The following is a 14,701-nucleotide window of genomic DNA, read 5'->3' as shown; positions in this document are numbered from 1 at the left end:
TTAATGAAAAATGGAAAACTTGCTTTAGACGCAAAAGTGGTCTCATCTGTATTAGTTTCTATCTGCCGTTTTCTAACTGGAATTCGTGCAAAACAGACCTCTCCCATTGCGAAGGATACACCTTGTATTTATTACGCTAACCACTCTAGCCATCTTGATGGCTTAGTCATTTGGTCTTGTCTTACACCCAATATTCGCCCTTATGTACATCCCGTTGCAGCTGAAGATTACTGGAATAAAAATCGCCTACGACGTTATTTATCTCGCCGTATTTTTAGAGCGATCCTTATTCCTCGTCATGCGACTAAAATGAATTTCACAGAAGAAAATAGCCAAGATGAAAAGATACCTAACCAAATAATGGACAGAAACACATCATCAACGTCGAATAAAGTCAATGCATTGGCTATCATGCAAGATATTTTAGATCAAGGTGAATCCCTAATTATTTTCCCTGAAGGCACAAGGGGCAATGGCGAATCTATTCAAGATTTTAAAGCAGGTCTTTGGCATCTTTCTCGTAAAAATCCCAATGTTCAATTAGTCCCTATTTATCTTGAAAACTTAAATCGAGTACTCCCGAAAGGTTCTCACTTAGTTGTTCCTGTTATTTGCAGTGCCATTTTTGGTGCCCCCATAGCATCCACTCATGAAAATGAAAGTAAACAAGAGTTTCTGATAAGAGCAAAAAGTGCATTAGAGGAGTTACACAATGGAACGTATTAATAATGAAGTCCTCTGGATATTTATCGGACTCTTCTCTTTCTTAATTGTTGCCAGCATCATTGGGGCTATTCTCGCAGCAATTAAAGGCCCTACCTCAACAATTACTAACCTTAATTCAAGGATCAACGCTTGGTGGGTAATGTGTATTATTGCAGGCGTTGCAATCGGTATTGGTGTAATTGGCTCTGTCATACTGTTTACAATTATTTCATGGCTTGCTCTTCGTGAACTCATTACATTAACCCCAACACACCGAGGCGATCATGAAGCATTATTTTGGTGCTTCTTCGTGATCTTGCCTATCCAATACGTTCTTGTTGGCGTGCAGTGGTATAATTTAATGGCTGTATTTATCCCTGTTTACGCTTTTTTATTAATCCCAACACGTATGGCGCTTTCCGGTGATACCCGCCATTTCTTAGAGCGTATGGCAAAAGTGCAATGGAGTGTGATGATAGCAATTTATTGCCTAAGTTATGCCCCCGCACTGTTAATGTTACCAATCGAAGGTTTTGAAGGCCGTAATATCAACTTACTGCTCTTTTTAATGATAGTGGTACAAGTTTCTGATGTACTTCAATATGTCTTTGGTAAATTATTTGGCAAACATCCTATCGTGCCTAAATTAAGTCCAAATAAAACCATTGAAGGTTTTTTCGGTGGCATTATTTCCGCCAGCCTAATCGGAATGATGTTGTGGTGGGCAACACCTTTTTCATGGTGGGCAGCCTTTTTACTCTCTTTAGCGATTACATTGGCGGGTTTTGCAGGTGGCTTATGTATGTCGGCAATAAAAAGGGACAGTGGCGTAAAAGATTTTGGCACAATGATAGAAGGTCATGGTGGTATGATGGATAGAATGGATTCCCTCTGTTTTGCAGCGCCTATTTTCTTCCATGTCATTCGCTATTTTTACGTTTAGTTCTACTTGGTTTAATCAAAAATAAACTAGCCCAATATAGACTAAAATGCCGATATTAAAGCTATCGGCATTTGATATTCTCTTTTTTCTCCATACCCATTTAATATCAATCATTGATTATCATTATATAAATTAAACATTTGTTTTAATTTTAGAACAAAAATCAATATTATTTATATTACATATAAATCAATAGATTAAATAAAATTATAGCAATTAAAGAGGTCTGATTTCTCTACTTTTTTATTTATAATGATAGCCTAGAAGACTGCTATCTTTTACCCTAGCGCCCCTTTTCATTTTAGATCCTTTATAATTATGATCACTTGGTTACTTCTTGCTTTATCTTTGTCATTTTTGGGTTTTAATCGCACACTTGCACTTATTACACTTGCAGTTACAACACTTAGCGCATTTATAACAGGCATTATTGCATGGCAAACTTTACCAATTATCTTTAGTATTCTGTTACTAGCTCTTGCCTATTCCCGTTATAAAACACAACCACTGCTTCGGGCAATTATCATTCTTGCTCTTATTATTATTGCCAGTGGTTTAGCTTTTCACCTTATTCCTGGTTTTAACAATTTACGTTACCTTTCACATACCCCTATAGGAATAAAAAGCGTCCCTTTTTCGTTTTACTTCAATGCGGATAAAGCATTGTTGCCTTTTATTTTTCTCATTTTTATTCCTACCCTTTTTGTCTGTAATCCATTAAAAGAAGCGAATAAATTGCAATGGTTAATGTTGCTTATTGCAATCCCTGTATTATTACTCGTTGCCGTAAAATTAGGGGGGTTAGCTATTGAGCTTCACTTACCACACTGGTTACCTGCATTTATTCTGGCAAACCTCTTTTTTGTCTCTCTTGCTGAAGAAGCATTATTTAGAGGTGTTATTCAACAAACCTTATCACGTTACCTTCCTCCTTATGTTGCTCTGTTAATAGCAGCCATTATTTTTGGCTTTGCACACTTTGCTGGAGGGGTACTGTTGGTTATCTTCGCATCTCTCGCGGGGGTTATTTATGGCTTGGCTTGGATGTGGAGTGGTCGGATTTGGGTTTCAACTGCGTTTCATTTTACGCTTAATCTGACTCATCTACTCTTTTTTACTTACCCATTTAAAGTAGCTTAATCTCCTTTTCTACATCTTATTGAAGGATTTTTTGTCCTGACTTTCACCACCTTTTACTGATATCTTAAGGCCATCGGTAAAAGGATGAGTGAAACGTGAAAGCAATCACACAAATGGAATATAGATATTCTTATTTGCTCCCATCATCTGGTGAAAATTTTGTTAGTATGCTTTATCGCTTATCTATAAATAATCAAAATTTCATACGGCACACAACAACAAGCCAAAAATAATAACATCCATTAACACGATAAGAAATTGTCTTACTTTGCAGTATAGACCTTAGAAAAAATAGGTAAGCTTTGTTTAGTTCAGCATTATCTGCTGAAATTTTACCTTTTTCACCACCAGGACAAAAAATATGTTAGACCAAGAAATGATCCGTACTTTTATACAGGTCGCCGATTGCCAAAGTTTTACGAAAGCGGCCGATGTGCTTCATAAAACATCAGCGGCCATTAGTTACCGTATTAAAACATTAGAAGAAAATATTGGTACTCAACTTTTTAATCGTACAACAAGAACCGTGACCTTAACGCCAGCGGGTGAATACTTACTAGAAAAATGCCGCCAATGGATTGTATGGTTAGAATCGATGCCTGTTGAGCTTCAACAAATGAATGCAGGTGTCGAACACCAAGTGAATATTGTTATTAATAATCTGCTTTATGATCGCACTGCTGTTGCCAGTATGCTGGCTTGCCTTCATCAACGTTTCCCTTCAACACAATTTCATATTACTCGCCAAGTTTATATGGGCGTTTGGGATGCGCTTATTAACGAGGATTATCATTTTGCTATCGGGGTTACTGGTAATGAATCCCTTAAGAATAATATTAATATTTGTGCCATGGGCGAAATTCAATGGCAATTTGTTGTCGCACCTAATCATCCTTTAGCCAATATCAGTGGGGTATTAAGTGATGATCAAATGCGAATGTATTCCGCAGTTAATGTAGAAGATACTTCCCGACATCTTTCTAAACGCACAGCATGGCGCTTATCAGGTCAGCATGAAATCCGTGTACCTGATTTACACACAAAATTAGCTTGTCATTTAAAAGGCGTCGGTATCGGATTTTTACCATTAAGTTTATGCAAACCGCTTATTGATAGTGGACAGCTAATTGCTAAAGAAGTAAAAAACCGTCGCCATAATTCACCACTTTCTTTAGCATGGTGTGAAGATAAAAAAGGCGCTGTGGTAAGTTATTTAGTGGAATTGTTCAAGCAGAATCATCCCAGCGTACAATCGTTTTACGATCCTTTAAATTAAAAAGGCAAACCGAAGTTTGCCCTTTTATTATTTATTCAAAAATGATCTAATACTAAATTACGCTTTTACTTCTTCATTATTGTTGTTGCTTTCTTTAATAAAGAGGCTTGCCACAATACCAATACAAATCAGAATAGCGGCAAAGTAGAAACCAGAGTCCATGCTACCTGTTTTATCTGATAAGAAACCAGTTAATGTCGGTGCAAAGACAGAACCTAGCATACCAATACAGTTATAAACACCAAACGATGTACCTAGTGCGTGTCGTGGTGAGTTATCAGCAACAACAGCAACAAGAACCGGGTTTGTACTAATTTTACCCACAATACCATAAAGGATCAGAGCACCAATTAACACAGGCATTGACTCTGACATTGGCACAGCAAGAATAGCGACTAATGACAGAGGTAACATGACCAGTAATACAGGTTTGCGACGACCAATTTTATCTGAAACCCAGCTAAAAAGAAGTGAACCAGGAATAGCAAACCACGGCATTAATGATGCGATAGTTGAAATTTGTGTCCCTGTAATTCCACGCTCAGTTTCTAAGTAGTACGGCAACCAAGTTACTAATACGAAGAAGCCATAGATTGAACAGAAGATGGTAACATATGCAAGGTTAATGTTACGGTTGCCGAATAAATCTTTAAATGTCAGCTTAACTTTCTGTTTTGGTGCACCCGCTTCTGTTGCAGGCTGTGCTTTTGGTTTATCTTTAATGATCCATAGCATCACCAAACCGATGATGATAATAGGAACACCAATAATGTAGAATGGCGCACGCCAACTCATTCCCATCTCACCAACAGAAATACTTGAGATGTAATAACCAATAGACAGACCAAATGCCATACCACTATTGATAATTGCACTACCTAACGTGATACGATGTTTCGGTATCGCTTCTGAAGATAAACCATATTGAGGACCATAATAGAAACCTTGGAAGATCCCCACCATGACCCATGCAAACATAAAGGTCACGTAAGTTGGCATCATCCCCGCAATAATGGTAAATCCACCAAAGAGCACAACCCCTGTTACTAATACTTTTTTCTTACCTAAATAGTCACCAATCATGCCTGATGGAATATTGAGTGCAGTATATCCGATAAAGAAAATACTCATGATAGAACCAAGTTGAGCTTTAGTAAGATCAAACTCAGCACCAATATTTACCATTAATGGGCCGACAATGGCGCGGCTACCATAAAGTGCAATCCAACCAAAGAAGAAGATAATGGTCAGTTTGACCCAATAAGGGACTTTGCCTTTCTCATTCACTTGTGCATCGTTCATAATGACGCTCCTGAAAGCATTTTTATTAAGACTTATAAATTAAAGTGCCAGACTGACCTTCAATAACTTGTTGAATATTTTGTAATGCACCAATATGTGCTTGTTGCCCAGTTGCATTAACAAAATCACTCACCGCCATAATTTTTGGTCCCATTGCGCCATCAGCGACAGCCATTGGTGCAAGTTCTTCTGGTGTTGCTTCACGAATTGCGGCTTGTTCTGGTGTACCCCAATTTTTATAAATAGCATCAGCCTCTGTTAAAATAACAAAGTGCTCTGCATTTAATTCACGAGAAATTAAAGCCGCTGTTAAATCTTTATCAATAACAGCTTCACTACCAATAAATTCATTATTTGTGTTGTTAACTGGAATACCACCACCACCACCACAAATAACAACATGACCTTTATCTAATAAAAGTCTTACCGCTTCGATATCAATAATTTTTTTCGGTGTTGGTGACGGTACAACACGGCGGTAATGTTTACCGTCTTGTTTAAATGTCCATTGATACTTCGCAATCAATTCTTCTTTATCTGCCTCATCATAAATAGGGCCAATAAATTTACTTGGATCGTTAAATGCTTCATCATTAATATCAACAGAAACACGCGTCATTACCGTTGTAATTGCTTGTTCTGGATTATTTTGATTAATTTTTTGCATCATCATATAACCAATCATACCTTGGCTTTCAGCCACTAGAATATCCAACGGATATGCAGGAACATCTTGATATGCCAGGTTTTGTAGTGCAAGCAATCCAACTTGAGGCCCATTGCCGTGTACTAATACAACACGGTACTCTTTTGCTAATTTATTAATTGTCTCTGACATTAATTCAATATTTTTATATTGATTTTCAGCAGATAAAATTTCTCCGCGTTGCAATAATGCATTTCCGCCTAAAGCAATAACAATTGTTTTCATAATTATCCGTATCCGAATGTTTATATAAATTCTTTTATTAAAAAAAATTAACCAATATGCTGTTGTTGTTTTTTAGTTTGGTAACCAATCCATAATCCCAGTAATGTATCTGCACCGGAATGATGACCAATAGAGAGTATTTCCAACATATCCTTAAAAATAATCTCTTTATTCTTTATTTTTTTACCTAGTTGAATGAGATAGGTAGAAAATATTCCCTGGGTGGCATATTCCAAATAATGCTTACTGACAACGGTGGTCAATTCAGATAAAGGAGGAGTGCTATTAAAAAAATAATTAAGTTTTTTTTCTGGCTCTGCTAAATAATGTGCAAATAACATTCCTACTAGCATATCATCTGAACTTGGCGTTAATCCGGGGCCTTTCCCTGTAAAAATAGCCCAGTTAACAGCATTGCCCACTAACTGATTATGAAATAGCTTAATTAATAATTTAATTTCACTGAGCTGCGCGATTTGGCGATAATTTTTCAATGGTCCATATAACCCTGTTGTAATTGAGGGTGAAAGCAGAGAAAAAAAACTTTCTAACCAACGCAAATCTAATTCCGCTTTATCTTGTAAACGCAAATTCTCACCTTGACCTGCTAGTAGAGTAAGTTTATTGGCGAGTATTGCTTGATGATCTTTTAGACTCATCATGACCGAGGGATGACACTGTTTTGCAAAATAGTCAAAATCATCTTGTTTCAGTAACCATCCCATCGGGCTTAATCCTCTTCCTTCACGATGAAAAGTGATTAAACGTTGTTGAGGGCAAATGAAATTCAAAGCATGATCATAAATGCCCACACATTTAATCTCACTTTCAAAGTCAGTAATATGTTGGCTGGTTTGAAGTGCTTGAATTTGCATAATGCCCCCTTTATTGCTGTGATTTATCGTTACAACGCACGATTAAGCATCGATACCTAACTCTTCTGCCAGTGCAACAATCGCTTTCTCAAAACAACCTAAAGGTGCGCGTACCGTTCCTGCGCCTATCTGACCGACACCCGGATCTTTATGCGCAATCCCCGTATTAATCAGTGGCGTAATCCCCGTTTCAACAACGCGACGAGCATCTAAACCTAAACACGCACCTTGGAAATCCCAAGTTGGAATTTGCAACATCATGTTACGCGCAAGGTAGATCTCAGCCATTTCTTCAGTCACTTCTCGCGCGGCATCCATACCTCCTGATGCACCAACAAAACGAGTCACACCCGGTGCTGCAACCATGGCTGCGCCACCAATACCAAAAGTTTCAGTAATTGCACTGTCACCGATATCTGGGTTTGCATCTGCTTGACTAAAACCAGAGAAGAACAGACCTTGTGGTGTATTCACTGGAGCCGTAAACCATTGGTCGCCCATTCCACTGATTTTGATACCAAAGTTGCTACCATTACGGGTCATAACGGTAACGATAGTGCCTTGTTTGATTTGAGCACCTGCATCCATCGCAGCTTTACAATAAGCCATTGCTAAGTTCAGGAAGAATTGGTCTGTAATGCTCAGGAATTTAGTCACTTTTGTGATTTCAGCATCTTCAAAATCTAATGTGCTTAATACTGGTGCCAATTGACGCAGTAACAGGGCTGAAGCTGCAATATTACGTTGGTGGAATTCATCCCCCATCGTAATGGCTTGCCCCATAATTGCAGTCAAATCGATACCATTTTCAAAAGTAGCAATCGCTGCTTTTAATACTGGCGCTAAGCTATTTTTCATCCAATGTAGGCGCTCTTGCACATCTGGGCCGTAAGCACCAAAGCGCATCACTTTACCGATACCTTCGTTCATATTGCAGTAAGCATAGTTACCATGAATGTGGTTTTTGATGACTAACATTGGCATATGAGCAGAAGTAATCCCTCCCATAGGGCCTACTGCATTTACGTTATGGCAAGGAATAAACTCAATTTCCCCCGCCTCTAACATCACTAATGCTTGTTCTTCAGTTTCTGCCCAGCCTTCAAATAAAGAAGCACCAATACATGCACCGCGAACAGGGCCACTCATTTCCTCCCAAGTTACAGGAGGGCCTGCATGAAGTAATTTTTTACCTGTCTCTAAAGTTGGTACAACTTCTTTAGCTAAATTAACATCACACCAGTGAGGACGGGCTTCACGGATACGTTCGATAACTGCTTCATTCGCTTGTTCGATAGTTGAATACATATCTGCAATTCCTTATTTCAATTTCTTTAATATTTCAGCCAGTTTTTTATTGCCACCTGCGACAGGTGCCCACTGATAATGCACAACAGGAGTCCCACTTGATTGCAGATCGTCTGCAAAACTACGTAGACCAGCGTTGATCACAGAGATCCCGTTAAGCAGTGGTGACACTTCAGCATGTGCTTCTGCTGGATGTGGCTGGATTAATTCTTTTGCTAATAAAACCGCTTCTGGCAACGTATCCATGACAATAATGCCCGCTTCTTTTAGCTGTTTTTGCTGTTCGCTACGGTTTTGCGGATCATCTTCAGTACCAGTAATGGTTGCGATGGTGATTAATGGATTGGTTTCGCCACGTTTTTCATTCAGTTTTTTGATTTCTTGAATTAACGCGCCGGCAGGATCTTGAGTTGCACCATAACCAATAACAAAATCAACCAGTAACACGCCAGCCTCTGTTTTATTGCTTAGCTCACTGATAAATTTGTTACGTGTAGATGGGTCAATCATTGGGTGTGGTTTACCCTGTGTATAAAAATCATCACCCATATCGATGATTTTATGACCATCAGCATCTAGCATTGTGCCTTGCTTATGTTCATTATCGACTTCAACATTAAGTTTTTCGGATAACAACATGGCGCACTCAGCCGCTAGCGTACCACCGGCATAAAGACCAATGATTTTCTTACCTGTAACTTTTGGTAACTCAGCCGCGATATCTTCAACACGCGCTAATTCAGCTGCAATGCGCGCCGTTTCATCTAACGTGCGAGTAAAATAAATATTGTCGTCTTGGAATTTCTCAGGTGTTGTGCCTAAGAATTGCGCCACAATCGGTTTATTATGGCGTTTCATTTCAGCAATAATTTTTTGACGAACAGCAGGCGCGGGTGGCTTAGAAACAAAAGCAATAACACGCGTATTAGGATCTGCCGCTAGCATATTGATAGCAGTTACAGCACTGATACCACCAATTTCCTCGGTTAAATCACGTCCACCTAAACCAATTGAATGAGAAATACCTTGGCGTTGTAAAACGATTTGAGAGGTAATTTCTTGAATACCCGTACCTGATGCGCCAACAATACCAATAGAGCCTTTAGGTGCAATGTTAGCGAAAGCAAGAGGTGCGCCTGCAATATTTGCCGTACCACAGTCAGGCCCCATCACAATCAAACCTTTTGCTGCAGCTTTTTCTTTTAGTGCTTTTTCATCTGTAATAGAAACGTTGTCAGAGAACAGCATGACGTTACAACCATCATCTAAGCCCGTGTCAGCCAATTCCGCGGCATATTCACCAGCAATAGAGATAAGTAACATATTGGCATTAGTGCTTTTTTGTTTAGCGGTACGCCAGCTACGTACTGTCGTTAATTTGTTACCGCCTTTTTGACCGCTTGCAATTTCTGCTAGTGCTTCTTCTAACGCAGTAGAAATCATGTCGATAATCGCAGGATCGTCTGATTCCGCTTTAATCGAAACACAAATGTCATTCGGCGTTGCTTCGTTAAACATGTCATGCCAAAAACCGGTGACATCAAGAAGAGATTTATTCGCTGGTGTTCCCATCATGACGGAAATTTCTTCCACTTCAGGGGCTTCACTTAATTTTCGGGAAATAATCATCAGGCTAACGGAATCCTGAAAGCTCCCTTTTTTAATAAAAGCATGGATCATTATGATATCCTTAACGCATTTAATATATGTAACAACACATATCTATTTGCATTTCGTTTTTTTGATAATAAGAAGCCTATTTGCTTAAACTATTAAGCAATATAAATAAATGTCTGATTTATTAATTTTGAATCTCTGCATATAAACATACTGAAGAAATATTGAAATGTAGAGTGATTGAAGTCACACTTATTTATTGTAAAAAATTTTTATTTAATATGACGATATTTATTAAATAAATTATTATGAGGAAATTTTATTATTCTAAAAATAAAATCAAAAATAAAAAGTAGAATTTAACGGATAGGAAACAAAACTAGCGCAATAAAAGCTATAAAAAACAAGAGGAAATAAAAACGAAGCAACAATTTTATAACATACAGCAATAAATCATTATTATCAAGAATTAAAAATAAACCTCTTTTCATCCATATTTTTAGAATTTAACACTTTAACTTAAATTATATTTATTATTATAAAAAAACAAAAAAGCCTCATATTTAATAAGGTCTTTTCTATAAAATATGGCTTAATTTATTGCTTAATAGCTTCAACTTGAATTTTTAATGTCATATTATCAGCCATCCCTTCTTTGACCAAAAAATCCACGCTCCAATCTGAACGTTTAATGGTTGTTTCAAAATCACCACCACAGACTGGCGCATTAAATACAGGACTTTCATAACAATTAAATTTGGTTGTTGTTAATTTAACTGGCAATGTTTTTCCTTTCATCGTTAATAACCCTTCAATGGATGTGGGTTTATTATCCGAGAAATACCATTTTGCTGAAGAAAACTGAATTGTTGGGTATTTATCTGCATCTAAGATATCTACACTTTTCACATGATTATCAAATGCCGTTAATCCCGTATTTAGTGTTTTAACTGGAATAGAAACGTTTATTTTTCCTATATTCTTTTCTGGTGAGTATGTTAAATCACCTTCAATTTCATAGAAACCACCACTGTTAGTTGAAGTATCAAAATGGTCAATATAAAACATTGCCTTAGTATGCGTTGGTTCAAGTTTATATTCATTGGCTTGTACTGCTGGCACAAGTAATAATGAAGATAATACGGCAGGTAAAATAAATTTCATTATAATTCCCTAATCTATTTTTATAGAGTAATACCCATAAAGAAAATATTTTATAAAAACATAAAGATACATAATCACATTGTATTTTAATAACACTAGGTTACATAAAAAATTTATTTTTAAAAATAAGTTAATAAATAATTTTATTTTTATGACATCAATCAATGAATATTTAATAATATGTTAATAACATCGTATTTAATAAAAATACTTATTAGCTTTACCTTTTACTTCCGATTATTTATTTAACCTGCAACCTAATGGAATAACCTGATGAACAAATTGACTCCATTAAGACCCATACCGACATTAATCGCCATCTCTATCACCCTGGTTATCTGGTTTTTTATTCCCATTCCAGAAGGCGTTGATCCCAATGCTTGGCATTTATTAGCCCTTTTTGTTGGTACTATCGCCGCCATTATTGGTAAAGCACTTCCTATCGGTGCTGTTTCTATTATTGCTATCGCATTAGTCGCTGTTACAGGTGTTACTAATCCTAATTCAACTAAAGCCGCTATCGGTGATGCATTAAGTGGATTTTCCAATGATCTTATTTGGTTAATTGGTATTTCCATTATGGTTTCAATGAGCCTAAATAAAACCGGACTCGGTGCTAGAATTGGTTATTATTTTATTTCACTATTTGGCAAAAGAACCATTGGAATAGCCTATTCATTGGCTATTGCTGAAACAATATTAGCCCCTGTAACTCCAAGTAATACCGCACGTGGTGGTGGGATTATTCACCCAATTATGCGTTCTATTTCAGACAGTTTTAACTCTAAAGCAGAAGATGGCACAAGTGGAAAAATAGGTCGTTACCTCTCTTTAGTGAACTACAATATAAATCCAATTACTTCTGCCATGTTTATTACGGCAACAGCTCCTAACCCACTAATTGTGAGTTTAATTATCAGTGAAACTGATCCTACACATGAGCTTAGTTGGTCTATGTGGGCAATTGCGGCTTTTGTACCCGCTATCGTTTCATTAATATTAATGCCTATCGTTATTTATCTGCTTTATAAGCCAGAAATAACCAGTACCCCAAATGCCCCCCATTTTGCTAAAGAGCGTTTAGCGCAATTAGGGCCTATTTCATTACCTGAGAAAATAACCCTTGCAGTCTTCGCCTTATTATTAATTATGTGGGCGGGTGTACCTGCATTGTTATTTGGTGATGCGTTCAGTGTTAATGCCACAACAGCCGCATTTATTGGCTTATCGATTTTATTATGTACAGGTGTTTTAAATTGGGATGATATTTTAAAAAACAAAGGTGCATGGGATACCGTTGTTTGGTTCTCTGCCTTAGTAATGATGGCATCCTTCTTAGGAAAATTAGGATTGATTAAATGGTTGTCACTCAGCGTAGGGGCAAGTATTGATAGTATGGGAATAAGTTGGGTCAGTGGCATGATATTACTGGTACTAATTTATGTTTATTCTCACTACTTTTTTGCCAGTACCACCGCGCATATTACCGCAATGTTTGCCGCGTTTTATGCCGCAGGTTTAGCACTTGGCGCACCACCAATGTTATTAGGGCTTATTTTGGCATTCTCATCTTCATTAATGATGTCATTAACCCATTATGGTACAGGTACTGCGCCCATTATTTTTGGTTCAGGTTACGCCACATTGGGCGAATGGTGGAAAACTGGCTTTGTGATGAGTGTTGTTAATCTTATCGTTTGGATAACGTTGGGTAGTGTATGGTGGAAACTGTTAGGATATTGGTAAGAATAAATATCTACACTATAGGAGCATTAATGCCTAAGTACTCATGATTACACCATTTATCCAAATGATAAATCATCTTAGGCATTATTAATAAATTTATTGTATGAATAATACTTCAGCCATATAGTGATTTTTTTTATTATCGACTTTATCTTTATCAAGCTTATTATCTTCAATAAGCAAATCACTTAAAAAATATTCCGGTTCAACATCAAAAAGATAAGACAAACGATACAGTGTTTCAGCATGAATATTAGTATCTCCATTTTCATAACGAGATTGATGTTGCTGACTAACGCCAAGTAATGCACCGAGCTCATCTCCAGTCATACAATACATTTCTCTCAATTTTCGGATCTTTTTTCCAACTAATCTTGATATTTTCTTATTCATAAAAACATCCTCAAAATAAATAAAATATATTATTCATATAAAATATTTACTGTTGCTACTGAATTTGCAGTGCCTGCTGTTATCTTATTACTCGTCTTGATATAACGCGCTTTCCAATTAAAAATATAATCACCAGAAGAAACATTGTTTTGTAAATTAAGTTTTGTATTTAATTTTATTGGGGTATTATTACTATTGACTATTTGAATGCCAATACCTGTTGCACGGTTAGAGCCCGATAAATTTAATTTTCCTGTGTTTGCATCAATATATCCGGCACTACTTGTCACCGTTGCTTTAATATTGGTTCCCGCGGCACAACTTAACGTAATTGGAATATTAACATTTTGGCTAACATCGCCGATATTTTTAAACTGAGTGTCATACCATGTTCCCAAATTAATATTATAATTGTTTGATTTTGTTGTACACTTTAGTGAATTTACTTTTATTGAACCAATTGGTATTCTCAATGTTGATAAAATCCATCGACTAGTATTAGGCAATGTATTATTTTGCTCCATACGTGCTAAATTCCCTCCCATTAATGTATTCGATTGAGTTACTCTGCCTGTTTTTATAATCTCAACAACCCAAGTTGGGTTATTAATTATATATTTTTGTCTTTCATTATCTTTGAGGAAACTAGTATTTATATGACCAATATTAGTCATTTTTACTCTTATTCCAATACCAGGGATATTGGTTGCTGCTATCTTATTAGAATTAGGTGTCCATCCATTAATAAAACGCCCAGTAATAATAGCATTTCCACAGAGACCATTATCCCCTTCATATGATGCTGTGTAGGGTGGAAGATACGAAAGTTTAATTGTATCAAGTGTTCTTGTCGTCAGATCGTCATATTGAATATTAAAAACTCGATTGGGTACATTAACAATAATATTTTTATAATTAGGATTCTGTATGCATGCAGCAGTAGAGTAAGTAGAATAAATTAACACTCCACTTAATAATAATGGCTTAATTATTATATTTCCCATTTTTAGCCTCATTCTTTTTTTAAAAGAATAGTTTTAATTTCACAATTATCTTTTTCATCTAAAATAAAAAAGTCTTTTATATGGATATTAAATATCTCTGCATATTGATTAAGTCTATCCAGACTAATTCTATTAATCCCCCGTTCATATCTTGATTGTTGCTGTTGGCTAACTCCAATGAGTGATGCCAATTCATCTAACGAAATCCCCTTCATTTTCCTATAATAAGTAATTTTCCTACCTATTACTTTTGATACAGGATAGCGATTAATCACTTTCTACTCCTAGGTTAAGTAG

General features: G+C 36.6%; 14 protein-coding genes. 5 read left to right on the top strand and 9 right to left on the bottom strand.

Going from position 1 to position 14,701, the window contains the following annotated elements; translation table 11 throughout:
- Positions 1–3: 3 nt before the first annotated feature.
- The 4 genes from GWI97_RS08100 to allS all read left to right on the top strand — a co-directional run bounded on the left by GWI97_RS08100 (position 4) and on the right by allS (position 4,064).
- The gene (locus tag GWI97_RS08100; protein ID WP_036934744.1) at positions 4–726 is read left to right on the top strand and encodes a lysophospholipid acyltransferase family protein; all 723 of its coding nucleotides are present in this window, start codon (positions 4–6) and stop codon (positions 724–726) included.
- Positions 713–1,648, top strand: coding sequence for a phosphatidate cytidylyltransferase (locus GWI97_RS08095; RefSeq protein WP_036934745.1), 936 nt, complete (start codon positions 713–715; stop codon positions 1,646–1,648). Before GWI97_RS08100 ends, GWI97_RS08095 begins: the two co-directional genes overlap by 14 nt.
- Before the next feature lie 318 nt (positions 1,649–1,966).
- A complete protein-coding gene (locus GWI97_RS08090; RefSeq protein ID WP_036934746.1) occupies positions 1,967–2,788 on the top strand; it encodes a CPBP family intramembrane glutamic endopeptidase in 822 nt (273 codons plus the stop codon).
- Positions 2,789–3,149: 361 nt separating this feature from the next.
- Entirely contained in the window at positions 3,150–4,064 is a 915-nt protein-coding gene (allS, locus tag GWI97_RS08085) for an HTH-type transcriptional activator AllS (RefSeq protein WP_036934748.1), read from the top strand.
- Positions 4,065–4,121: 57 nt separating this feature from the next.
- Here allS and GWI97_RS08080 read toward each other — a convergent pair whose 3' ends face one another.
- The 6 genes from GWI97_RS08080 to GWI97_RS08055 form a co-directional block, all read right to left on the bottom strand.
- Entirely contained in the window at positions 4,122–5,366 is a 1,245-nt protein-coding gene (locus GWI97_RS08080) for an MFS transporter (RefSeq protein ID WP_036934750.1), read from the bottom strand.
- A 25-nt stretch (positions 5,367–5,391) separates the two neighbouring features.
- The gene (locus tag GWI97_RS08075; protein ID WP_036934752.1) at positions 5,392–6,297 is read right to left on the bottom strand and encodes a carbamate kinase; all 906 of its coding nucleotides are present in this window, start codon (positions 6,295–6,297) and stop codon (positions 5,392–5,394) included.
- A 47-nt stretch (positions 6,298–6,344) separates the two neighbouring features.
- The gene (locus GWI97_RS08070) at positions 6,345–7,172 is read right to left on the bottom strand and encodes a DUF2877 domain-containing protein (protein ID WP_036934753.1); all 828 of its coding nucleotides are present in this window, start codon (positions 7,170–7,172) and stop codon (positions 6,345–6,347) included.
- 42 nt (positions 7,173–7,214) lie between these two features.
- Positions 7,215–8,480 (bottom strand): DUF1116 domain-containing protein, encoded by a 1,266-nt coding sequence (locus GWI97_RS08065; RefSeq protein WP_036934755.1) that lies wholly within the window; start codon positions 8,478–8,480, stop codon positions 7,215–7,217.
- A gap of 12 nt (positions 8,481–8,492) precedes the next feature.
- Positions 8,493–10,160 (bottom strand): acyl-CoA synthetase FdrA, encoded by a 1,668-nt coding sequence (locus GWI97_RS08060; protein WP_103004950.1) that lies wholly within the window; start codon positions 10,158–10,160, stop codon positions 8,493–8,495.
- A 534-nt stretch (positions 10,161–10,694) separates the two neighbouring features.
- Positions 10,695–11,261 carry a YceI family protein gene (locus GWI97_RS08055; protein ID WP_161751899.1) on the bottom strand — a complete coding sequence of 189 codons (567 nt, stop codon included), beginning with the start codon at positions 11,259–11,261 and terminating at the stop codon, positions 10,695–10,697.
- A gap of 273 nt (positions 11,262–11,534) precedes the next feature.
- Between GWI97_RS08055 and GWI97_RS08050 the strand changes: the two genes are divergently transcribed.
- Positions 11,535–13,007, top strand: a complete 1,473-nt coding sequence (locus GWI97_RS08050) for an anion permease (RefSeq protein WP_036934758.1) — start codon at positions 11,535–11,537, stop codon at positions 13,005–13,007.
- 96 nt (positions 13,008–13,103) lie between these two features.
- On the opposite strand, the gene GWI97_RS08045 is transcribed toward GWI97_RS08050, so the two are convergent.
- Genes GWI97_RS08045 through GWI97_RS08035 form a run of 3 tightly spaced genes read right to left on the bottom strand, consistent with a single transcriptional unit; the run spans position 13,104 to position 14,679 of the window.
- On the bottom strand, positions 13,104–13,400 hold the full coding sequence (locus GWI97_RS08045) for a helix-turn-helix domain-containing protein (RefSeq protein ID WP_036934759.1): 297 nt from the start codon (positions 13,398–13,400) through the stop codon (positions 13,104–13,106).
- Positions 13,401–13,429: 29 nt separating this feature from the next.
- Positions 13,430–14,404, bottom strand: coding sequence for a fimbrial protein (locus tag GWI97_RS08040; RefSeq protein ID WP_123822368.1), 975 nt, complete (start codon positions 14,402–14,404; stop codon positions 13,430–13,432).
- Between the two features lie 8 nt (positions 14,405–14,412).
- Positions 14,413–14,679 (bottom strand): helix-turn-helix domain-containing protein, encoded by a 267-nt coding sequence (locus tag GWI97_RS08035; RefSeq protein WP_179951909.1) that lies wholly within the window; start codon positions 14,677–14,679, stop codon positions 14,413–14,415.
- Positions 14,680–14,701 lie beyond the last annotated feature (22 nt).

The sequence above is a fragment of the Proteus sp. G2300 genome, assembly GCF_009915965.1.
GTDB classification, from domain to species: Bacteria; Pseudomonadota; Gammaproteobacteria; order Enterobacterales; family Enterobacteriaceae; genus Proteus; species Proteus vulgaris.
Note: the sequence above shows the minus strand (reverse complement) of the source record. Positions and strands in the feature narration are given on the sequence as shown.